The sequence below is a fragment of the Pseudomonas sp. TH15 genome, assembly GCF_016651105.1.
Classification (GTDB): domain Bacteria; phylum Pseudomonadota; class Gammaproteobacteria; order Pseudomonadales; family Pseudomonadaceae; genus Aquipseudomonas.
In genome coordinates, this window is sequence record NZ_JAEKEL010000002.1 from 219,050 (window position 1) to 239,504 (window position 20,455).

Genomic DNA, 20,455 nt, shown 5'->3' on the forward strand with positions numbered 1-20,455 from the left:
TGATGAAACCCCACGCCACGGCTTACAGCCAACGCTTGTTGCGCGGCCAGTCACCCTCCTACGAACGCTTGCAGGCGCGCCTGGCCGAGGACGGCAGTGAACTCGGCGCGGCACCGATTGCGGTGCATTGCGGTTGGGGCCGGCTGCTGATCGGCCATACCTTTCCCGATGCCGCGAGCATCGCCCAGGAGTTGCTCAACGAGCAGCCCGGCGAGCGCGACATCGCGCTGTATGTCGCCGCGCCCCAGCAGGTTTTGGGGCTGGAACCGGCGCAGTTGTTTCTCGACCCGTCGGACACTTTGCGCCTGTGGTTCAGCGATTACCGCCAGGCGACCCGAGTGTTTCGCGGCTTCCGGATTCGCCGGGCGCAGAGCGAGGCGGACTGGCAGGCGATCAATGTTCTGTATCAGGCCCGCGGCATGCTACCGATCGACGCGTCGTTGCTGACCCCACGTCATCAGGGCGGCCCGGTGTATTGGCTGGCCGAAGACGAGGACAGCGGCGTGATCATCGGCAGCGTCATGGGCCTCAATCATCATAAGGCCTACAACGATCCGGAAAACGGCAGCAGCCTCTGGTGCCTGGCGGTTGACCCACACTGCTCGCGGCCCGGCGTCGGCGAAGTATTGGTGCGGCATTTGATCGAGCACTTCATGAGCCGTGGGCTCAGCTACCTGGACCTGTCCGTGTTGCACGACAACCACCAAGCGAAAAGTCTTTACGCCAAGCTCGGTTTTCGCAACTTGTCGACCTTCGCCATCAAGCGCAAGAACGGCATTAATCAGCCGTTGTTCCTTGGGCCGGGGCCTGAGGCTGAATTCAATCCTTATGCGCGGATCATCGTCGAAGAAGCTCACCGTCGCGGCATTGATGTACAGGTCGACGACGCTGACGCCGGGATGTTTACCCTCAGTCATGGCGGGCGCCGGGTGCGTTGCCGCGAATCCCTGAGCGACCTGACCAGCGCCATCAGCATGAGCCTGTGCCAGGACAAAAGCCTGACCCACAAGGTGTTGAAAGCGGCCGGTCTAACCCTGCCCTCCCAGCAACTGGCCGGTAATGCCGACGACAACCTGGCGTTTCTCGACGAGCACCAACGGGTGGTGGTCAAGCCGCTGGACGGTGAACAGGGCCAGGGTGTGGCGGTGGATTTGCAGACGATCGAAGAGGTCCAGCAAGCCATCGACGCGGCGCGTCAGTTCGACACTCGGGTGTTGCTGGAAAGCTTCCACGAAGGTCTGGACCTGCGAATTGTAGTGATTGGCTTTGAGGTGGTCGCCGCAGCGATTCGGCGTCCGGCGGAAGTGGTTGGCGATGGGCAGCATTCAATCGGTGCGCTGATCGAAGCCCAAAGCCGTCGACGTCAGGCGGCCACCGGCGGTGAAAGCAAGATCCCGCAGGACCACGAAACCCAGCGCACCCTGCACGCGGCGGGTTACGACTACAGCAGCATTCTGCCGGCCGGAGAGCATCTGTTCGTACGGCGTACAGCGAATCTTCATACCGGCGGCGTGCTTGAGGATGTCACCGCGATCCTTCACCCGACACTGGTGGATGCCGCCGTGCGTGCGGCGCGGGCGCTGGATATCCCGATGGTCGGACTCGACCTGATGGTGCCGGCCGCCGACCAGCCGGAGTATGTGTTTATCGAAGCCAACGAGCGCGCCGGCCTGGCCAATCATGAACCGCAGCCGACGGCGGAGCGGTTTGTGGATTTGTTGTTTCCGCACAGTCAGCCGGCGGTTTCCTAGCGATGTAGCGCCTGGACTGGCTTGCTCGCGAAGGCGTCAGCCCAGGCAACAATTGTTTTTCCCTTCATCGAAACCATCGATGTTCGTTACTCATCAGGAGTTTCCATGACCAGCAAAATTCCCGAACCGGATCTCAACTACCTGCAAAAGGTCCTGCTGGAAATGCTCGCTATTCCCAGCCCGACCGGGTTCACCGACACCATCGTGCGTTACGTCGCCGAGCGGCTCGAAGAGCTGGGCATTCCGTTCGAAATGACCCGGCGCGGTACTATCCGCGCCACCCTCAAGGGCAAGAAGAACAGCCCGGACCGCGCGGTATCCGCTCACCTGGACACCATCGGCGCAGCCGTTCGGGCGGTGAAGGACAACGGGCGCCTGACCCTGGCACCGGTCGGCTGCTGGTCCAGCCGTTTTGCCGAGGGCAGCCGAGTCAGCCTGTTTACCGACAATGGCGTGATCCGTGGCAGCGTGTTGCCCTTGATGGCTTCCGGGCATGCGTTCAATACCGCAGTGGATGAAATGCCGATCAGTTGGGACCACATCGAATTACGGCTGGACGCCTACTGCGCCACTCGCGCCGATTGCGACTCTCTAGGCATTAGCGTCGGCGATTTCGTGGCGTTCGACCCGTTGCCGGAATTCACCGAAAGCGGCCACATCAGCGCTCGCCATCTCGACGACAAGGCCGGGGTTGCGGCCCTGTTGGCCGCGATGAAAGCGATTGTCGACAGCGGCGAAGAGTTGATGATCGACTGCCATCCGCTGTTCACCATCACCGAGGAAACCGGCAGTGGCGCGGCGGCAGCGTTACCGTGGGATGTCAGCGAATTCGTCGGCATCGACATCGCGCCGGTCGCACCCGGCCAGCATTCCAGCGAACACGCGGTGAGCGTGGCGATGCAGGATTCCGGCGGACCGTATGACTATCACCTGTCGCGGCACCTGCTGCGCCTGGCCAGTGACAACGAATTGCCAGTGCGCCGTGACCTGTTCCGTTACTACTTCAGCGATGCCCATTCGGCGGTGACCGCCGGGCATGACATTCGCACGGCGTTGCTGGCGTTTGGCTGCGATGCGACTCACGGCTATGAGAGGACTCACATCGACAGTCTGGCGGCGCTGAGTCGTCTGCTCGGCGCATACATCCTCAGCCCGCCCGTGTTTGCCAGCGATGCGCAACCGGCCAAGGGTTCGCTGGACCGGTTCAGTCATCAGATCGAACATGACACGCAGATGGAAAGCGATACGCGGGTGCCGTCGGTGGACAGTTTGGTGGGGCAGCGTTCGGACAGTTAAATCATTGTTGGCAGAACCATCGCCTTCGCGAGCAGGCTCGCTCCCACAGGGAAACGCATTACAAATGTGGGAGCGAGCCTGCTCGCGAAGGGGCCAGATCAAGCAACACAAAACTGGCAGGCAACCGGCAATCGCCGTAGCATCGCGCCATTGTTTTCGCCGAGGTGCCCATGCTGATCCCCTATGACCAACTTGAAGTCGACACCCTGACCCGCCTGATCGAGGATTTCGTGACCCGCGACGGCACGGACAACGGTGATGACACACCGCTGGAAACCCGGGTGCTGCGAGTTCGCCAGGCACTGACCAAGGGCCAGGCGCTGATCGTTTTCGACCCGGAAAGCGAGCAGTGCCAGTTGATGCTCAAGCACGATGTGCCCAAGCACCTGTTCGACTGATCCTTAACGACCTTTGCTTTTCGCCAGTTTGGTCTGGATGCGTTCGTAGACCTCGGCCCGATGCACGTTGACGTTTTGCGGCGCTTCGACGCCGAAGCGTACGCTGCCGCCATTGACGGCCAGAATGCGCACGGAAATGTTGTCACCAATGGAAATCAACTCGCCTACAACTCGACTGAGTACAAGCATGGCATTCGTCCTTCAGGGTTACTGGCCCCTGAAGATGCCCCGCGTGCGTCGGCGCTTCAATGTGACAGCCGCAAATCAGTCCTGCCCTACGGCACAGGACGAATCCCCCGACAGACGCTTCATGCAAACCGTCTGGATGAAGGACCGTTCCTTCAGGATGCGGAGAAGCGCGGGCCGAACAGAATGACACTCGCACCGATCACGCACAGCGCCACGCCGATCCAGTCCGAGCCCAGCGGACGCACCCGCTCGACCACCGCCAGCCAGCCAATGGACGCAATGATGTAGATGCCACCGTAGGCGGCATAGGCGCGGCCGGCGTAGGTTGCTTCGACGCGAGTCAGCAGCAGGGCGAACAAGGTCAGGCTCAGCAATGCCGGGACAACCCACAAGGCACTCTTGCCTTGGCGCAACCACATCCAGAACGCGAAGCAACCGGCGATTTCGAACAGCGCGGCGAGGAAAAACCACAAGTAATTGAGCATGCAGACGTCTCGTGAGGATGGCCGATGGCGGCCACCCTAACGGCGGTGCTGGCTGCGGGCAAGATCAGCTGGCGGTTTGTTTGGCCTTGGCGCGCATTTTGTCGGCCATGACGGTCATTTCGTTGTAGAGCAGTTGCGGGTTCTTCTGCTTGATCGCCCAGGCCATGCGGCCCTGCTCGTGGGGCAGGATCATGAACTCGCCGGCGGCCACCTGGGTGTAGATGTAGTCGGCAATGTCAGTGGCAGTGATCGGCGAACTTTCCAGCAACTTGCCGACCTGGGCTTTCATGGCCGGCGTCGGGCCGCGGAAAGAATCCAGCAGGTTGGTCTGGAAGAACGACGGGCAAACCACATGCACGCCGACTTCCTGCTGCGCCAGTTCGATCAGCAAGCTCTCGGACAATGCCACCACTCCGGCCTTGGCCACGTTGTAGTTGCTCATGGCCGGGCCTTGCATCAGGGCTGCCATCGACGCGATGTTGATGATCTTGCCTTTGCTTATTTCCAGCAGTGGCAGGAAGGCCTTGCACCCCTTGACCACGCCCATCAGGTTGATTGCGATCTGCCAGTCCCAGTCTTCCAGGGACAATTCGCTGAAGAACCCGCCCGAGGCCACGCCGGCGTTGTTGACGATGATGTCGATGCCACCCAGTTTCTCTTCGCAAGCCTGGGCGAACGCGGTCAGTTGGCTGTAATCGCGCACATCGCAACGCTGGGTAAAACCGTCGCCGCCCGCTTCGCGAACCAGCTTCAGGGTTTCTTGCAGGCCGGGTTCGCTGACATCCGACAAGGCCAGTTGCCAGCCTTCGCGGGCCCAGCGCAGCGCGATTTCGCGACCCAGGCCAGAGCCCGCGCCAGTGATCATCATGCGATTTTGCATAGCAAACAGCCTTGTTGTTCTGGGGAAGATGCCCCGAGTGTAGCGAAGGATATTGCCCGACCCACGCTCCATCAGATTGCTGAATGGAGGATCAAAAGATCGCCGCCTGCGGCAGTCCCTACACCGATTCACGCAGGCACTGTCGCAGGCTGCGATCTTTTGATCTTGCGCTTCAAACGAAATAAGCGAGCAATCCAAATACATTAAAAAAACATTGAATTTTCTTTCATTCGCACCGGTCGGATTTTGTAAGCCGTCTGGAAATTACTTACTCTCCAGCCGCCCTTTGAACACCAAGACTTCTCGAACTCTCTCAACAAGGAAATCGTCATGGGCACAATTCTTATCGTAATTCTGATCCTCTTGGTGATCGGTGGTTTGCCAGTCTTCCCGCACTCCAGAAGTTGGGGGTACGGCCCGTCAGGCATCCTCGGCGTGGTGTTGGTGGTGCTGTTGATTCTGCTCTTGCTTGGCAAGATATAAAGTTTTAAACAGGCAAAAAAAGAGGCCCTTGAAGGGCCTCTTTTTATTGGGTCACCGGTTAGTCCGGCTTGCCGTTCACCACACCGGCCGTATTATCCAGCAGGCTCTTGGTCGCGGTTTGCAGGAACGCCTCAAGCTTGAGTTTCAACTCGGCGGTGCGCGGAGCATCAGGAATGATCTCGGCACTTGGGTTGGCGCCCAACTGGTACTGATAGATCTTCGGTGCCATTTCTTTCTCTTTCGGCAGCACGAGAATCTGGTCAGCGGTGACGATCGCAGTGGTCTGATCACTGCCCGAAGGCTTGATCACGCCGAAACCCTTGTCGCCTTCCGGCAGGTTCAGCAGGTCACGACCCCAGCATTGATGAACCACATCACCACCGACACGGCCCATGATGGTCGGCACGATGTCGATCTGGGTGCCCACGGTGTGGTCACGCTTACCGAATTTTTCCTGGATGCCAGGTGCGATCATCAGCATCGGCACGTTGAAGCGGCCCAGGTCCATTTCGGTGATCTGTTGCTCGTCGCCGAAACCATGGTCGCCGACGACCACGAACAGGGTTTCTTTGAAGTAAGGCTCTTTACGCGCCTTCTCGAAGAACTGACCCAGCGCCCAGTCGGAGTAGCGCATGGCGGTCAAGTGTTCGTTCAGGCTGCCACGATCGGTCACACGCTCTACCGGCAATGGCGTCGGCAAGGCGTACGGCGTGTGGTTGGACAGGGTTTGCAGCAAGGCATAGAACGGTTTTTTGTCCTTGCCATCACGTGCCTTCAGTTCTTCCAGGCCGCGGTTGAACATGTCCTGGTCGGACACGCCCCACGTCGGGTCGGAGAACACCGGGTTAACGAAGTCGTTGCGTCCGATGAAGTTGGTCATGCCCTGGTTGCTGAAGAAGCCCGACTGATTGTCCCAGGCAAAGTCACCGTTGTAGACGTACACGTCGTCGTAGTCACGGGCGCTGAGCAATTGCGGCAGGCCGGACAACTTGTGGCTGCCTTCCGGGGTTTGCATCAAGTATTCGAAACCCGGCAGGTTCGGGAAGCAGGCCATGGTGGCGAACATACCCTGGTGGGTATGGGTGCCGTTGGAGAAGAAGCGGTCGAACAGCAGGCCTTCCTTGGACAGTTTGTCGAAGGCTGGCGTGATGTTGCCCGGACGACCCAGCGCGCCCACCGAGTGACCGGCGAAGCTTTCCATCAGGATCACGACGACGTTCTTGATCGGCAGGGTCTTGGTGGTGTCCGGCGTGTAGTTACGGCGTACCGCGGCGATGTCGGGATCGACCAGTTTATCGCTCGGGGTCAGCAACATGTCACGCACGGTCTGCTGGGCCAATGGCTGATCCAGCGTGGCTTTCCAGATATTGCTGCGCTCGTCCGACATCCGGCTCTTGGCAGCAGCAATCAGTTGCAAGGTGCCGTTAAGGCCCAACTGGTTGGCGAAGTTGGAATCGGTGGTGTAAACGTCCCCCCAGCGCAGCGGCGGGCCTTGGCGCAGGGTGCCACGGGCGGCGACCACGCAGATCACAAGGCAAACCACGAACACCGCGATGCGCGCATACCACGGCGCAACCTGGCGCGTGCCGATGCTGCCACCGCTGAACGGACCACGAGGACGGGTCGCGCGGTCGGCGCCCTTGAACGCCAGGGTCAGGATCACGGTACCCACGGCCCAGGCCAGCAGGTAGCGAACCACCGGAAAACCGTACCAGAGCATGCTCATCACGGTTTTCGGGTCTTCTTTCACATACTGGAAGACCAGGCCGTTGAGGCGCTGGTGGAACTCGCGGTAGAAGTCCATTTCCATCAGGCCGAGGAACAGCGCGATGCTGGAGGTCACGGTCAGCCAGAAACGGAAGAGCCCGCGAGCCGCCATGGCCCGGGCACTGAACAGCGCCAACAGCAATGGAATAATGAGATAGACCACGATGCGCAGGTCGAAACGCAGACCGTTGGCAAAAGCCTCAAGGAAGGTCGCGGCTGGCGTATCGAGGATCATCGAGCGGTTGTAAACCAGCAGCGCGACGCGCAGCAGGCTGAACATGACCATCATGACCAGGGCGCACAGTAGCGTGTAGGCCAGATGCGATTTGACGGTCGGTTGCAGCAAGCGACTAGAAGCTCGCTGCTGATTCAGGGCGTCCGGGTTTGCCATGTCGTTTTAGGACCCATTGGAAGTTTAAGTTTCAAAAATATAGCTGCGCCCTGCCCTCTGTTGGCCAGTACCTGGCCCCGGGGCTTGCGCGGGTGCGCAAATGTTGCACGATCAGTCGCGTCATTGCCATTGATTACTGTTCGAGGCGTCCAACTCTGTGCTGTAGCGCTCTGGAACACGGGCATTGAGGCTAAGTCGTGGGGAAAGTGGCGAGGTCGGATTGTCTTGGAGACTTTGTGAAAATTTCGTGCAACGCATATCTGGAAACACAATAAAGCCGCTGCACTGATACCTCTCAGCCAAGCCCGCTCCCACATTGGATTGCGCATAACCGGCTGATATCGGCTCAACCCCCAAACAAAAACGCCCCGAACTAAGTCGGGGCGTTGTCGAAAGCGCGGCGCTGTTACTTCTCGGCGCGTTCTTTCAGGGCTTTCAAGGTATTAAACGGGGCATCGACCACGAACTTGTTAGCGATCATCGACGGCACACTGCCACCTGGCTCGGTGTGCACCTGATAGGTCACTTCGACCTGATCACCCTTAGGCACGAACTTCCAGAAGCCGTCGACCTTGGTGACCCGTACAAAGCCTTTTTCCTCAGGAATGTACTTCGGCACGCCTTCGAGCTTACGGGTCAGGCTGCCATCGGCACCTTCGATGGTGGTGACGTGCAACACCGAATCACGCGCGGTCACTGGCCATGGGGTGTTGAACTGGGTATAGGTCCAGCTCTGGTCGCCTTCGTGCTTCAGCAACTTCTGGGCTTTGCATTCGTGAATCCAGGTGCAGGCTCCCGCCACGTCTTCCTGGAGCGCACGCAGTTTGGCGATGGTGGTCTTCATCAGGGTGACGCCCTGATAGGCCTTGTAATCGGAGCCGGCCACTTCACTCAGGGAAACCTTGATGCCGTCTTCGTTTTTGGCGACTTTCCAATCGTCGGCCTGAGCAGCCGAGGTGGCCAGCAGAACCGTCAAACCACACAGCACAGCAATACGATGCAGCGAACCCATAGTCTTATTCCTTATTGTTGAAGTTCCGTTCTTTGACACATCACGCGGCCGTCATTTGCTCCCACCAGCCAATCAACCGGATGGCTTCTTCACTGCTGTTTCCGCAGACCTCGACATCGGCTTCAAAGGCCGAACAGACTGCCGGGCGCTCTGCCTGGCCGAAAATATTGCACAAGTTTTCGACAGACAGTTGTATGCAACGTTCTCCGGCGGCTTTGCCATTGGGCATGCCGGGAATCGCTGAACTGATGGAAGGGGCAATACAACAAGCGCCACAGCCTTCACGGCATTTCATGACGACAAGCACCTCGCGACGGGCAATATGTAAAAGGGACGTGGCACAGAGTAACCGCTAAAACGACTGTTTAAAATTACCTGGGCCGGGGTTTTTTTCGCTCAAGCGAACGTGACTGAGCAGTCTCCGACGAAGTGTCTGGCCTGCGGCTTGCAGATGGGCATGATTTACTGCTTGAACTCGAACTCCAGCGCCGCACCTTCAACGTCACGCCGCTCTTCGTTACGCAGTTGCAGCTGCATTTCGTTGCTGATCAGACGACCATTGAGTTGGAACTGACTGGTCTTGTCGCCGAACATTTGCGGCAGGATTGGCTCGCGCTTAGGCAGGTCAATGGTTCCCTTGGGCTTCAGTTCTTGAACCATGTCCCTGGGCAGGCTGAGATCGAGTTTGGCCGCTGGTAATTTGGTTTTCGCCACTTCACTGGCGGGTTTCGACTTGGCAGCTATCGGTGGGCGTTTCTTGACGATTTTCTGTTGGGGCTTCTTGGCGGGCACTGCTTTTTTCACAGCCACCGATTTTTTCGCTGTACTGGTGGCGGCCGGTTTTTCCTGAACCGTGGCCGCCACAACAGCAGGCGCATGACCGATCATCAGCAAGCACAGCAAAACCCAGGTGGCAGGAAAAATCGCTTTCATGGACCCAACGAGTCTGACGGCAGAGGGCCATATGCTCGCTTGTTGGACGTCACAAGACAAGCGCGACCCTTCGTTCGTTCAGAATCCGCCAGCCGTCTCCTGGCAGAGTTGGGTCGCCAGCATGCCAAGCGTCATCAATGCCCGCTCGGCCTCGCGGTTCCAGGGTGTGCCACAGTTCAGGCGAATGCAGTGATTGAACTGCTCCGTATTACTGAAAATCAGCCCCGGCGCAATACTGATGCCCTGCTGCAGTGCGCGCACATGCAACTCCTGAGTGTTGACCCGTCCCGGAAGGCTGACCCACAGAATAAAGCCACCCGTTGGCCGACTCATCTGCGTACCCTCAGGGAAATACTGCTGTACCGCCAACTGGAAAGCGCTGAGGTTTTTGCGATACTCCTGACGGATATAGCGCAAATGCCGGTCGTAGCCACCGTTTTCCAGGTACGCCGCGATGCCCATCTGCGTGACGCTGCACGCCGAATGGGTGCTGAACGTTTGCAAACGCTGGATCTCCTGCTGGTACTTGCCGGCAATCATCCAGCCGATCCGCACGCCCGGCGACAGGGTTTTGGAGAAGCTTGAGCAATAGATCACCCGATCCAAACGGTCGTAAGCCTTGAGCGCTTTGGTACGGCCCTGCTCGAACATCAATTCGCCATAGATATCGTCTTCGACGATCTGGATGTCGAAATCCGAGGCCAGGCGCAGCAATTGCTTCTGGCGCTCTTCAGGCATGGTGCCGCCCAGCGGATTGCTCAGGCGGGTGGTCAGCACCAAGGCCTTGATCGACCACTGGTTCGCGGCCAGTTGCAAGGCTTCCAGGCTCATGCCGGTGGCGGGATCGCTGGGAATTTCGATGACTTTTAGACCGAGCAAGTCGGCCAGTTGCAGCAGTCCGTAATAGGTCGGTGACTCGGCGGCGATCAGGTCGCCCGGCCGGGTCAGGACCCGAAGCGACATCTGCAAGGCATCGACGCAACCGTGGGTGATCACCACTTCAGACGGATCGACCACCACGCCAGCATCGCGCATGCGGATCGCGACCTGACGGCGCAACGGTTCGAAACCTGGGCTGAACATGTAGCTGAACGCCCGCGGACTATGAAATCGGGTGACCTTGGCCAACTGCTGATGCAGCGCCCGCACCGGCAAATAGTCGACGCTCGGCACGGCAGCGCCCAGAGGGAAGACGCCCTCGCGACGGGATTCAACCAGTACTTGCTGAATGATGCTGCTGCGGGTAACCAGCCCAGGCCGTTCGACCCTGGCAATGTCGGGTGTCGGCGCGGTCAGGGCCGGGGTCTGGTGCACGTAATAACCGGACTGCGGCCGGGCGCGGATCAGGCCCTGGTCTTCGAGGTTGGCGTAAGCCTGCAATACCGTTGCATGGCTGACATTGAGCTGCGAGCTCATCTTGCGCACCGAAGGCACGCGCTCCCCCGGTTGGTAGACACCACGGCGGATGTCCTCGGCCAGTTGCTGAGCAATACGTTGGTAGAGCAAAAGATTGGTCATGACGCAGCACTCGATTTCACGGGCATTTTATTCTTGTGTGAAACAATACCGGAACAGTTTAGAAGTGTACTGGGACAGTTGCCACAATAGTCGACCGTACAGTGCGGTGTCAGCAAAATCTGTACTGCTTTGCGAAGCAATTGGCAGGCGCAAAAAAACCCGGCGCTGACTGGCAGGCCGGGTTTTCCAGTGACGCAGCCCTTATCGGGCGGCGCCGAGCTGGCCTTTTTCGTCGGAGAACACAATTTCCACCCGACGGTTCTGCGCGCGACCGCGCTCAGTGGCGTTCACGTCTACCGGGTATTCATCGCCGTAGCCTTCGACCTGAATGCGTTTGTCTTCGATGCCCAGGTCCATCAGCACGTCTGCCACCGATTGCGCACGGTCGCGGGACAGCTTGAGATTGTCCTGCTTGCCGCCGGTGCTGTCGGTGTAGCCCTCGATCCGCACCACGCGCTTGGGATTGAGCTGCAGGAACTGAACGATCTTCAGCACCACACGGTTCGCCGAGTTCTTCAACTCTGCTTCGCCGGTGTCAAACAATACGTCGCCCAAGGTCATCACCAGCCCGCGATCAGTCTGGGTGGTGGCCAGCGCCACGATCTGTTCTTCCAGCCACTTGCCCTGCTGCTGCACGCTGAGCAACTTGGATTCGCGCAGGGCCAGTTGCAGGCGCTGACGCTCCAGTTCGAGCTTCGCGGCTTGCTCCTCGTTGAGCACCTGATTGGTGTGTTCGCGGGCAATTTCGCTGTAGCGCTGGCTCAGATACGCGTAATGCACCACGTCGTAACCGCTGCCCCAGTAGGTGGACAGGCGATCGGCCCGAGCCAGGGACTCGCCGGCGCGGATAACGTCCTTGGGCGCGATACGCAGCACGTTGGAATCTTCCTTGACCTTCTGGAAGTCCGTACCAGCCTGCTGCAACGCGACGTCGCTGTGCTGACCGGCGCAGCCATACAGGCTGGCGCAGCCTGCCAGGATCAAACCACCGATTGCTTTGGTCTTGAGGCTCATTGGGCATCTCCCAGTTGCTTGCGCAGACGAGCGATGCGGGTATTGAGTACGTCCAACTGCTCCTGGCTCTTGAGGGTCAGGACCTTGGCTTCGGCCAGACGCGCGTCCAGCTCGGCTTGTTCGGCCCGCATGCGCGCATTCCTGTAGGACTGGTCGGTCATGTTGCCCTTGGCACGGTTGAACTTGTCTTCGGCCAGTTTCAGTTCTGGCACATCATCAACAGTGGCGCCAACGGCTTTGGCTTGTTCGAGTGCCTGCTCGGTCAGGCGTATTTGTTCATTCGGCGCCGGATCGGCTGCACAACCCGCCAGAGCCAGAACGGCCAGGGCAGCGAAAAGAGGTCGAATACTCACTAAAAATCCCTACTGTTTTGGGGTACTGGCGGGTTGTGGCTGCAGTTGCTGTTGTTGCGCCTTCCAGCGCTCGATATTGCGTTGCAGCACGGCTTCCGTCAGTCCGGACGCGGGCAATTCTGTCATCTTTTTGGCCAGCTGTCCGCGCAACCAAGGATCGTTGCAGGCGGAGTTATGGGAAACCGCGAGGAACAGGCCAGGTTTGTCGACCGGCTGCGGGAATGCCTGCAGGTCATTGACCATGCCCAATGCCTGCACGGCGGCCATGCCCGCGTAGCGCCCGGCGAGTACATATTCCACCTCACCCAACAGCAATTTCTGAAAGGCCTGGGTCAGGTTTGGAGTACGGCTGAGGGTTAATTGCTGCTCGGCGAAGGTGCCGAATTCCTGGGTCAATCGAGCCTTTTCCGACACGGCGCCGGGATGTCCGTGCAGGTCTTTCGCTTCGCTGTAGGCCAGGGCCGAGCCTTTGCGAGTCCAAACCAGATAGTCGTTTTCCAGCAGCGGCGGGTGGATGTAATCGAGATTTTCCAACTCATTGAACGTCAACGGTGCGTCCGCCAGCATGTCCATGCGCCCGCTGCGCACTTCGTCCAGAGCCTGGGAGCGTTTGCCGGCGTAGAGCATTTCGACCTTGATGCCCAACTCCCCCGCCACTTGCTGCAACAAGTCAGCACTGGCGCCGATCAGATGTTTGGGGTTTTGCGGGTCTTGCCACAGATAAGGCGGCGCATCCGGGCTGCCGGTGACCACCAGGCGCTCACACTTACCCGCGGCGACAGTTAGCCCTGGAAAAACCGCCAATCCCATCAGCAATGACCAGCCACATAGGCGGCGCAGATCCATGGCAAAACTCTCCCACTCAAATTCGGAACAAAAAAAAGCCCGACCAAAAGGTCGGGCTCTTTATAAGTCAAGCGACTGGATTAGACCAGTTTCTCGAACTCAGGGATTGCTTCGAACAGGTCTGCCACCAGGCCGTAATCGGCCACCTGGAAGATCGGCGCTTCTTCGTCCTTGTTGATCGCAACGATCACTTTGGAGTCTTTCATGCCGGCCAGGTGCTGGATCGCGCCGGAGATACCGACCGCGATGTACAGCTGTGGAGCAACGATCTTGCCGGTCTGACCGACCTGCATGTCGTTGGGTACGAAACCTGCGTCGACCGCAGCGCGGGAAGCGCCGACTGCCGCGCCCAGCTTGTCGGCCAGAGCGTACAGGTGTTTGAAGTTGTCGCCGTTCTGCATGCCGCGGCCGCCGGAAACGACGATTTTGGCAGCGGTCAGTTCCGGACGATCGGACTTGGCCAGTTCTTCGCCAACGAAGCTGGAAGTGCCAGCGTCGTGAGCAGCAGCAACCGCTTCAACCGAAGCCGAACCACCTTCAGCGGCAACCGGGTCGAAACCGGTGGCACGCACGGTGATCACTTTGACCGCAGCGTTCGATTGAACGGTAGCGATGGCGTTACCGGCATAGATCGGGCGCTTGAAGGTGTCAGCGCTTTCGACCGAGATGATCTCGGAGATCTGGTCAACGTCCAACTGCGCGGCAACGCGCGGGAGGATGTTTTTACCGTTGGAAGTCGCGGCAGCCAGGATATGGCTGTAACCAGCGCCCAACTCTGCAACCAGAGGAGCGACGTTTTCCGGCAGTTGGTGAGCGTAGGCGGCGTTGTCGGCCACCAGCACTTTAGCTACGCCTGCGATTTTCGCGGCGGCTTCAGCCACGGCGCCAACGTTCTGGCCAGCGACCAATACGTGGATGTCGCCACCGATTTTCGCAGCGGCAGCCACGGTGTTCAGGGTGGCCGGGGCCACTACCTTGTTGTCGTGCTCTGCGATTACCAAGATAGTCATGATTAGATTACCTTCGCTTCGTTTTTCAGTTTCTCGACCAGTTCAGCCACCGACTTGACCTTGATACCCGCGCTGCGTGCAGCCGGCGCTTCGACTTTCACGGTCTTGTTGGTGGAGGCGGTGGAAACGCCCAAAGCTTCAGGAGTCAGCACTTCGAGAGGCTTCTTCTTGGCTTTCATGATGTTTGGCAGGGACGCGTAGCGCGGCTCGTTCAAACGCAGGTCGGTGGTGACGATGGCCGGCAGTTTCAGGGAAACGGTCTGCGCGCCGCCGTCAACTTCACGGGTCACGGCAACGCTGTCGCCGGACACTTCGACTTTGGACGCGAACGTGCCCTGACCGTAGCCGCTCAATGCAGCGAGCATCTGGCCAGTCTGATTGTTGTCGCTGTCGATGGCTTGTTTGCCGAGGATCACCATCTGAGGCTGTTCCTTGTCGACAACAGCTTTCAACAGTTTGGCAACGGCCAGGGACGTCAGATCTTCAGCGGATTCGACGAGGATGGCGCGGTCGGCACCCAGAGCCAGCGCGGTGCGCAGTTGCTCTTGGGCGGTGGACGGGCCGATCGAGACGACGACGATTTCAGTCGCAACACCTTTCTCTTTCAGGCGTACGGCTTCTTCCACTGCGATTTCGCAGAACGGGTTCATCGACATCTTCACGTTGGCGAGGTCGACGCCGGAATTGTCCGCCTTGACGCGAACCTTGACGTTGTAATCCACAACGCGTTTGACAGCTACAAGAACCTTCATGGATTCCTCGTTACTCTCCGGTGAAAAGAAAGTCGCCTAGGCGAACCTGGCGGTTGATGCTCGTGGGCGCAAGGGCACCTCTAAAAACGCTGGCATCTGAACGGGGTGACACTGTTCGCAGTAGATGACGACCGTTCGTCAGTGGTGACTGACGAGTCATTCATTACCGCGGCGTGTAAACTGCGCGCCGAATCTTCGCTGCGCATCACCTTGTACTGCCATCGCCCTGTCTTTAGAGGTGCTCTTGAAACCAACAGTCAGCCTACGGCGAGCGCAAAACCGCCCGTATCTTGACCGGAACGCCTATTCCGGTCAATACGGCAAAATGGCCAGTCATAAGCCGAGTTACTTTGATTTCTCTGGCCTGGAGCCGATTCAAACAAACGTTTGTATTGGACGCTAGGAGTGGTGTAGATATAATGCGCCACCTAGAGAGAAAGGTGGTTCATCGATTGTCCACTTCCGGCATTGCGCTGGGGTTCATGGATGCGACACCAAACCTCCATATTAGAAAAAAAACTGTTGAGCCTTGAGTAGGAGATAACCTGTGGAACGCGAATACATGGAATTCGACGTGGTCATCGTCGGTGCCGGCCCCGCGGGTCTTTCCGCCGCTTGCCGCTTGAAGCAGAAAGCCGCCGAAGCCGGTAAGGAAATCAGCGTCTGCGTGGTCGAAAAAGGCTCCGAAGTCGGTGCTCACATCCTGTCCGGTGCGGTGTTCGAACCCCGCGCCCTGAACGAATTGTTCCCGGACTGGAAAGAACTCGGCGCCCCGCTGAACACGCCGGTCACCCGCGATGACATCTTCGTTCTCAAGAACGCCGACAGCGCGCAAAAAATTCCAGACCTCCTTGTGCCCAAGACCATGCACAACGAAGGCAACTACATTATCTCCCTGGGCAACCTGTGCCGCTGGCTGGCCCAGCAAGCCGAGAACCTGGGCGTAGAAATCTACCCAGGCTTCGCCGCTCAGGAAGCGCTGTTCGACGAGAACGGCGTAGTCCGCGGGATCATCACCGGTGATCTGGGCGTTGACCGCGAAGGCCATCCGAAAGAAGGCCTGTACACCCCAGGCATGGAACTGCGTGGCAAGTACACGCTGTTCGCCGAAGGTTGCCGTGGCCACATCGGCAAGCAACTGATCAAGCGCTTCAACCTCGACAGCGAAGCCGACGCCCAGCACTACGGCATTGGCCTGAAAGAAATCTGGGAAATCGACCCGGCCAAGCATCAGCCAGGCCTGGTGGTGCACACCGCCGGTTGGCCGCTGGACATCATGGGCACCGAGAACACCGGGGGCTCGTTCCTCTATCACCTGGAAAACAACCAGGTGGTGGTCGGTCTGATCGTCGATCTTTCCTACAGCAACACTTACTTGTCGCCATTCGATGAATTCCAGCGCCTCAAGCATCACCCAGTGCTCAAGCAGTATCTGGAAGGCGGCAAACGCATCAGCTACGGCGCTCGCGCGATCGCCAAGGGCGGCCTGAACTCGCTGCCGAAAATGGTCTTCAAGGGCGGCGCGCTGATCGGTTGCGACCTCGGCACCCTGAACTTCGCCAAGATCAAAGGCAGCCACACCGCGATGAAGTCCGGCATGCTCGCCGCTGAATCGGTGGCCGAGGCGTTGTTCGCTGACAAGGACGGCACCGAAGAGCTGACCACCTACGTCGACGCCTTCAAGAAGAGCTGGCTCTACGATGAACTTTTCGCCAGCCGCAACTTCGGCCCGGCGATCCACAAGTTCGGCGCTATCGTTGGTGGCGGTTTCAACTGGCTCGACCAGAACATCTTCGGCGGCAAACTGCCGTTCACCTTGCACGACACCAAGCCGGATTACGCTTGCCTGAAGCTCGCGGCGGACTGCAAGAAGATCGACTACCCGAAACCGGACGGCAAGATCAGCTTCGACAAACTCAGCTCGGTGTTCATCTCCGGTACCAACCACGAAGAAGAGCAACCGTGCCACCTGAAGCTGACCGACCCGAGCATCCCGATCAGCAAAAACCTGCCGCTGTACGATGAGCCCGCCCAGCGTTATTGCCCGGCCGGTGTGTACGAAGTGGTGACCAAGGAAGACGGCGAGAAGCGCTTCCAGATCAACGCCCAGAACTGCGTTCACTGCAAGACCTGCGACATCAAGGACCCTTCGCAGAACATCACCTGGGTGGCACCGGAAGGCTCTGGCGGCCCGACTTACCCGAACATGTAAGCCGAACGCTTGAACATCAAGGCTCCCGAAATGGGGGCCTTTTTGTTGCCCACGATTCAGTGCATCACATCAATACCTGTGGGAGCTGGCTTGCCAGCGATGGCGGTGGATCAGGCGATATCTATGCTGAATGTGCCGGCCTCATCGCTGGCAAGCCAGCTCCCACAATGATTGTGTAAATCCTCAGGCAGCGCGTTCGTCGCCCGGGCTGCGCTCAAAGTAGCGCTTGTACTCGCGACTGAACTGCGACGTACTCTGATACCCCACCCGGTGCGCGACCTGCGCCACGCCCAACCCTTCCGACATCAACAACTGCTGCGCCTTGAGCAACCGCAAGCGCTTCAAATACTGCACTGGCGACAACAACGTGCTGCGCTTGAAATGCTCATGAAAGGTCGACGCACTCATATTCGCGCAACTGGCCAGGGTCTCGACATTCAACGGCTCGGTGAAATGCCCGTGCAGATGGTTGAGTGAAGCCGCAATCCGCGCGAACTGCCCCTGTTGCTCCACCAACGCGCGCAATACATCAGCCTGCGGACCACGCAATGCGACGAACAACAATTCCCGCAAACGCGCCTGGCCCATGATCTGGCATTCCAGCGGATCGTGCAGACAGCGCAACAACCGCTCCACGCAACCGCGCATGCCATCATCGAGCACCGTCGAGGTCATGGACTCCAGTGTCTGCGCAGGAATGTTACGCCCCGACACCAGCCCCATGGCCAACACCAATTCGCCAAGCAGTACCCGGTCGATGGCGATGGAAATCCCCAGCATCGGCCCCTCCGGCGCGGCAAAGGTTTCGCACTCGAACGGCACCGGCAGCGCCTGAATCAGATAATGCCCGGCGCCATATTCCAGCGTACGAGCCCCCAAATACGCCAGTTTGCTGCCCTGAACGATGATGACCAGGCTCGGCTCATAGATCTGCGGACCACGGGCCACATCGCAACTGGCGCGCAACACCTGCACACCCGGCAACGCCGTCGGGGCGAAACCGTCGCGATTGGTCAGAGGTTGGAGCAGTGAAACCAACGTGGCATTGGCATCGAGATGACGGGTCAACAACATGGGAAGTTCATCACAGAAAAAGTTGCAGAAATCGGGATGAAAACATCATCGCAGGTCTGAGGACCAATGCGACCAATCCGAGGCACATGCCGGAGGATTAGGCATGACACCCGGAGGAATCGCCATGGCCGCCCTCAGGCACCACGCCCAGAATGGCCCACCTCACCTGTCACCGCTTTTGCGAGGTTCCTCATGTACACCGCTATCGGATACGCCGCCCAGTCGGCCACCACTCCCCTCGCCCCCGTGAAATTTGAACGCCGCAGCCCTCGGGCCGACGACGTGGCGATCGAGATTCTCTACTGCGGCGTCTGCCACTCCGACATCCACCAGGCACGCAACGAATGGGGCATTGCCGTTTACCCGCTGATGCCTGGCCACGAGATCGTGGGTAAAGTTACCGCCATCGGTACGAACGTGACCAAGCACAAAATCGGCGATCTGGTCGGCGTCGGTTGCATGGTCGATTCCTGCCGCCGCTGCGAAGCCTGCCAATCCAACCTCGAGCAATACTGCCTCGAAGGCCCGACCATGACTTACGCTACCCCGGACCGGGTCGATGGCAGCAACACCATGGGCGGCTACTCCGACAGCATCGTGGTCAGCGAGCACTTCGTGGTGCGCATTCCGGAAAAACTCGACCTGGCCAGTGCCGCGCCGATTCTCTGCGCCGGTATCACCACTTACTCGCCGCTCAAGCACTACGGCGTGAAGGCAGGCGACAAGGTCGGGATTCTCGGCATGGGCGGCCTCGGCCACATGGGCATCAAGTTCGCCAAGGCCATGGGCGCTGAAGTGACGTTGTTCACCCGCTCGGCGAGCAAGGCTGAAGAAGCTCGCCGTCAGGGCGCGGACCACGTGATTGTGTCCACCGATGCTGAGCAGATGAAAGCTGCGGCCGGCCATTTCAACTTCCTGCTGGACACCATTCCGGTGCAGCACGACCTCAATCCCTACCTCGATACACTCCGTTTCGACGGTGTGCACATTCTGGTGGGCTTGATCGAACCGGTCGATCCGCCGGTGCATGCAGCCAAACTGGTGTTGGGTCGTCGAGTGCTGGCCGGCTCGCTGATCGGTGGCGTCGCAGAAACCCAGGAAGTGCTGGATTTCTGCGCCGAGCACAACATCACCTGCGACATCGAGATGCTCAACATCCATCAGATCAACGAAGCGTTCACCCGCATGATTGCCGGTGACGTGAAATACCGCTTCGTGATCGACATGGCGACGCTCAAGGTCTGATCAGACTTTAGCCCCGAGCTCCGCCGAGAGCCGAGCCGTGACCCCTTTGATCAGGGGAATCAGCTCGGCCATTTTTTCCAGCGGCATGTACGGCACCGTACTGGCGATGCTGATGCCAGCAACGATGCGCTTACTGGCATCACGGATCGGCGCTGCCACGCAGCGGATCGACGGTTCGTTGTCTTCCAGATCGAACGCGTAACCGCCCGCCACATATTCAACCATGCGCTGCTGAAATTGCTCCCAGGACTGCTCCGGGTGCTGCGGCCAGAACTGACTTTTCCCACCCGCCGGCAGACTGACTTCGTACAGCCGTTTCCAGTCTTCCTGCGTGTCATCGAGCATCAGCGCCTTGCCGATCCCGGTGCGCGCCAACGGCATACGATGGCCAACCCGTGAACGCATTTCCGGGCCGTTGCGCCCCGGATTCTTGTGCAGGTACAGCACCTCGTCGCCCTCCCGGATCGCCAAGTGAACCGTGTCGCCGGTCAATGCCGACAACTCATCCAGGTACGGCCCGGCCAAGGTCACCAATGGCAACTCTTCGCGCGCCTGGAAACCCAGCTCGATCAGCTTCGGCCCCAGCAAATAACCGACTTGCGGGACCACACGCAGGTAACGCTCGTCCACCAGGCAACTGGCCAGACGATGGGTGGTGCTACGCGTGGTGCCGATCAGTCGGGCGATTTCCTTGAGATCGCGGGCGCCACTGGCCACGGCCTGAACCACACCCAAACCACGAAGCAGTGTCTGGGTGCCGGTCGGCGCGGCGTCCTTGGCGATTTTTGGGGCGTCTTCCTGCATATCCAGCCTTTACCGTTGAGCGAGTGAACGGGCGGCATTATG

21 protein-coding genes are annotated in these 20,455 nt (G+C 59.1%); 6 read left to right on the plus strand and 15 right to left on the minus strand.

Going from position 1 to position 20,455, the window contains the following annotated elements:
* Window positions 1-2: 2 nt before the first annotated feature.
* From ngg to JFT87_RS24720, 3 genes are all read left to right on the plus strand, one after another.
* A complete protein-coding gene (gene ngg, locus JFT87_RS24710) occupies window positions 3-1,751 on the plus strand; it encodes an N-acetylglutaminylglutamine synthetase (RefSeq protein ID WP_201205653.1) in 1,749 nt (582 codons plus the stop codon).
* A 105-nt stretch (window positions 1,752-1,856) separates the two neighbouring features.
* Window positions 1,857-3,047: an osmoprotectant NAGGN system M42 family peptidase gene (locus JFT87_RS24715; RefSeq protein ID WP_201205655.1), complete on the plus strand. Its 1,191-nt coding sequence runs from the start codon at window positions 1,857-1,859 to the stop codon at window positions 3,045-3,047.
* 170 nt (window positions 3,048-3,217) lie between these two features.
* Window positions 3,218-3,445, plus strand: coding sequence for a YheU family protein (locus tag JFT87_RS24720; protein ID WP_007945785.1), 228 nt, complete (start codon window positions 3,218-3,220; stop codon window positions 3,443-3,445).
* 3 nt (window positions 3,446-3,448) lie between these two features.
* Here JFT87_RS24720 and csrA read toward each other — a convergent pair whose 3' ends face one another.
* The 3 genes from csrA to JFT87_RS24735 all read right to left on the minus strand — a co-directional run bounded on the left by csrA (window position 3,449) and on the right by JFT87_RS24735 (window position 4,999).
* Window positions 3,449-3,634, minus strand: coding sequence for a carbon storage regulator CsrA (gene csrA / locus JFT87_RS24725; protein WP_201205657.1), 186 nt, complete (start codon window positions 3,632-3,634; stop codon window positions 3,449-3,451).
* A 152-nt stretch (window positions 3,635-3,786) separates the two neighbouring features.
* Window positions 3,787-4,119 carry a YnfA family protein gene (locus JFT87_RS24730; protein WP_201205659.1) on the minus strand — a complete coding sequence of 111 codons (333 nt, stop codon included), beginning with the start codon at window positions 4,117-4,119 and terminating at the stop codon, window positions 3,787-3,789.
* A 64-nt stretch (window positions 4,120-4,183) separates the two neighbouring features.
* Entirely contained in the window at window positions 4,184-4,999 is an 816-nt protein-coding gene (locus JFT87_RS24735; RefSeq protein ID WP_201205661.1) for an SDR family oxidoreductase, read from the minus strand.
* A gap of 324 nt (window positions 5,000-5,323) precedes the next feature.
* On the opposite strand from JFT87_RS24735, the gene JFT87_RS24740 reads away from it, so the two are divergent.
* A complete protein-coding gene (locus JFT87_RS24740; protein WP_201206751.1) occupies window positions 5,324-5,482 on the plus strand; it encodes a DUF3309 family protein in 159 nt (52 codons plus the stop codon).
* 58 nt (window positions 5,483-5,540) lie between these two features.
* Here JFT87_RS24740 and JFT87_RS24745 read toward each other — a convergent pair whose 3' ends face one another.
* The 10 genes from JFT87_RS24745 to JFT87_RS24790 form a co-directional block, all read right to left on the minus strand.
* The gene (locus JFT87_RS24745) at window positions 5,541-7,640 is read right to left on the minus strand and encodes an LTA synthase family protein (protein ID WP_201205663.1); all 2,100 of its coding nucleotides are present in this window, start codon (window positions 7,638-7,640) and stop codon (window positions 5,541-5,543) included.
* Between the two features lie 406 nt (window positions 7,641-8,046).
* Window positions 8,047-8,652 (minus strand): START domain-containing protein, encoded by a 606-nt coding sequence (locus JFT87_RS24750; protein ID WP_201205665.1) that lies wholly within the window; start codon window positions 8,650-8,652, stop codon window positions 8,047-8,049.
* Window positions 8,653-8,692: 40 nt separating this feature from the next.
* The gene (locus JFT87_RS24755) at window positions 8,693-8,947 is read right to left on the minus strand and encodes a YkgJ family cysteine cluster protein (protein WP_201205667.1); all 255 of its coding nucleotides are present in this window, start codon (window positions 8,945-8,947) and stop codon (window positions 8,693-8,695) included.
* A gap of 167 nt (window positions 8,948-9,114) precedes the next feature.
* Window positions 9,115-9,585 carry a translation initiation factor 2 gene (locus JFT87_RS24760; protein ID WP_201205669.1) on the minus strand — a complete coding sequence of 157 codons (471 nt, stop codon included), beginning with the start codon at window positions 9,583-9,585 and terminating at the stop codon, window positions 9,115-9,117.
* A 78-nt stretch (window positions 9,586-9,663) separates the two neighbouring features.
* Window positions 9,664-11,103, minus strand: coding sequence for an aminotransferase-like domain-containing protein (locus tag JFT87_RS24765; RefSeq protein ID WP_201205671.1), 1,440 nt, complete (start codon window positions 11,101-11,103; stop codon window positions 9,664-9,666).
* Between the two features lie 201 nt (window positions 11,104-11,304).
* Window positions 11,305-12,117 carry an OmpA family protein gene (locus JFT87_RS24770; protein WP_201205673.1) on the minus strand — a complete coding sequence of 271 codons (813 nt, stop codon included), beginning with the start codon at window positions 12,115-12,117 and terminating at the stop codon, window positions 11,305-11,307.
* Window positions 12,114-12,470 (minus strand): DUF4398 domain-containing protein, encoded by a 357-nt coding sequence (locus tag JFT87_RS24775; RefSeq protein WP_201205674.1) that lies wholly within the window; start codon window positions 12,468-12,470, stop codon window positions 12,114-12,116. The genes JFT87_RS24770 and JFT87_RS24775 overlap by 4 nt, the downstream gene beginning before the upstream one ends.
* Before the next feature lie 9 nt (window positions 12,471-12,479).
* Window positions 12,480-13,316: a substrate-binding periplasmic protein gene (locus JFT87_RS24780; protein ID WP_201205676.1), complete on the minus strand. Its 837-nt coding sequence runs from the start codon at window positions 13,314-13,316 to the stop codon at window positions 12,480-12,482.
* An 80-nt stretch (window positions 13,317-13,396) separates the two neighbouring features.
* On the minus strand, window positions 13,397-14,326 hold the full coding sequence (locus tag JFT87_RS24785) for an electron transfer flavoprotein subunit alpha/FixB family protein (RefSeq protein WP_201205677.1): 930 nt from the start codon (window positions 14,324-14,326) through the stop codon (window positions 13,397-13,399).
* A gap of 2 nt (window positions 14,327-14,328) precedes the next feature.
* On the minus strand, window positions 14,329-15,078 hold the full coding sequence (locus JFT87_RS24790; RefSeq protein ID WP_201205679.1) for an electron transfer flavoprotein subunit beta/FixA family protein: 750 nt from the start codon (window positions 15,076-15,078) through the stop codon (window positions 14,329-14,331).
* 547 nt (window positions 15,079-15,625) lie between these two features.
* Between JFT87_RS24790 and JFT87_RS24795 the strand changes: the two genes are divergently transcribed.
* On the plus strand, window positions 15,626-17,290 hold the full coding sequence (locus tag JFT87_RS24795) for an electron transfer flavoprotein-ubiquinone oxidoreductase (protein WP_201205681.1): 1,665 nt from the start codon (window positions 15,626-15,628) through the stop codon (window positions 17,288-17,290).
* A gap of 183 nt (window positions 17,291-17,473) precedes the next feature.
* Here the strand turns inward: JFT87_RS24795 and JFT87_RS24800 are convergent, their stop codons facing one another.
* Window positions 17,474-18,364 (minus strand): AraC family transcriptional regulator, encoded by an 891-nt coding sequence (locus JFT87_RS24800; RefSeq protein ID WP_201205683.1) that lies wholly within the window; start codon window positions 18,362-18,364, stop codon window positions 17,474-17,476.
* A gap of 192 nt (window positions 18,365-18,556) precedes the next feature.
* Between JFT87_RS24800 and JFT87_RS24805 the strand changes: the two genes are divergently transcribed.
* Window positions 18,557-19,609, plus strand: a complete 1,053-nt coding sequence (locus JFT87_RS24805) for an NAD(P)-dependent alcohol dehydrogenase (RefSeq protein WP_201205685.1) — start codon at window positions 18,557-18,559, stop codon at window positions 19,607-19,609.
* On the opposite strand, the gene JFT87_RS24810 is transcribed toward JFT87_RS24805, so the two are convergent.
* Window positions 19,610-20,413, minus strand: coding sequence for an IclR family transcriptional regulator (locus JFT87_RS24810; protein ID WP_201205687.1), 804 nt, complete (start codon window positions 20,411-20,413; stop codon window positions 19,610-19,612). It abuts the gene before it with no gap.
* Window positions 20,414-20,455: the final 42 nt, after the last annotated feature.

Bases quoted from the DNA above. Each gene is read 5' to 3' on its own strand.
- JFT87_RS24745 (WP_201205663.1), bottom strand. From the start codon at position 7,640: ATGGCAAACCCGGACGCCCTGAATCAGCAGCGAGCTTCTAGTCGCTTG.
- JFT87_RS24765 (WP_201205671.1), bottom strand. From the start codon at position 11,103: ATGACCAATCTTTTGCTCTACCAACGTATTGCTCAGCAACTGGCCGAG.
- JFT87_RS24770 (WP_201205673.1), bottom strand. From the start codon at position 12,117: ATGAGCCTCAAGACCAAAGCAATCGGTGGTTTGATCCTGGCAGGCTGC.
- JFT87_RS24810 (WP_201205687.1), bottom strand. From the start codon at position 20,413: ATGCAGGAAGACGCCCCAAAAATCGCCAAGGACGCCGCGCCGACCGGC.
- JFT87_RS24715 (WP_201205655.1), top strand. From the start codon at position 1,857: ATGACCAGCAAAATTCCCGAACCGGATCTCAACTACCTGCAAAAGGTC.
- JFT87_RS24750 (WP_201205665.1), bottom strand. From the start codon at position 8,652: ATGGGTTCGCTGCATCGTATTGCTGTGCTGTGTGGTTTGACGGTTCTG.
- ngg (WP_201205653.1), top strand. From the start codon at position 3: ATGAAACCCCACGCCACGGCTTACAGCCAACGCTTGTTGCGCGGCCAG.
- JFT87_RS24755 (WP_201205667.1), bottom strand. From the start codon at position 8,947: ATGAAATGCCGTGAAGGCTGTGGCGCTTGTTGTATTGCCCCTTCCATC.
- JFT87_RS24735 (WP_201205661.1), bottom strand. From the start codon at position 4,999: ATGCAAAATCGCATGATGATCACTGGCGCGGGCTCTGGCCTGGGTCGC.
- csrA (WP_201205657.1), bottom strand. From the start codon at position 3,634: ATGCTTGTACTCAGTCGAGTTGTAGGCGAGTTGATTTCCATTGGTGAC.
- JFT87_RS24780 (WP_201205676.1), bottom strand. From the start codon at position 13,316: ATGGATCTGCGCCGCCTATGTGGCTGGTCATTGCTGATGGGATTGGCG.
- JFT87_RS24800 (WP_201205683.1), bottom strand. From the start codon at position 18,364: ATGTTGTTGACCCGTCATCTCGATGCCAATGCCACGTTGGTTTCACTG.
- JFT87_RS24730 (WP_201205659.1), bottom strand. From the start codon at position 4,119: ATGCTCAATTACTTGTGGTTTTTCCTCGCCGCGCTGTTCGAAATCGCC.
- JFT87_RS24805 (WP_201205685.1), top strand. From the start codon at position 18,557: ATGTACACCGCTATCGGATACGCCGCCCAGTCGGCCACCACTCCCCTC.
- JFT87_RS24760 (WP_201205669.1), bottom strand. From the start codon at position 9,585: ATGAAAGCGATTTTTCCTGCCACCTGGGTTTTGCTGTGCTTGCTGATG.
- JFT87_RS24790 (WP_201205679.1), bottom strand. From the start codon at position 15,078: ATGAAGGTTCTTGTAGCTGTCAAACGCGTTGTGGATTACAACGTCAAG.
- JFT87_RS24720 (WP_007945785.1), top strand. From the start codon at position 3,218: ATGCTGATCCCCTATGACCAACTTGAAGTCGACACCCTGACCCGCCTG.
- JFT87_RS24785 (WP_201205677.1), bottom strand. From the start codon at position 14,326: ATGACTATCTTGGTAATCGCAGAGCACGACAACAAGGTAGTGGCCCCG.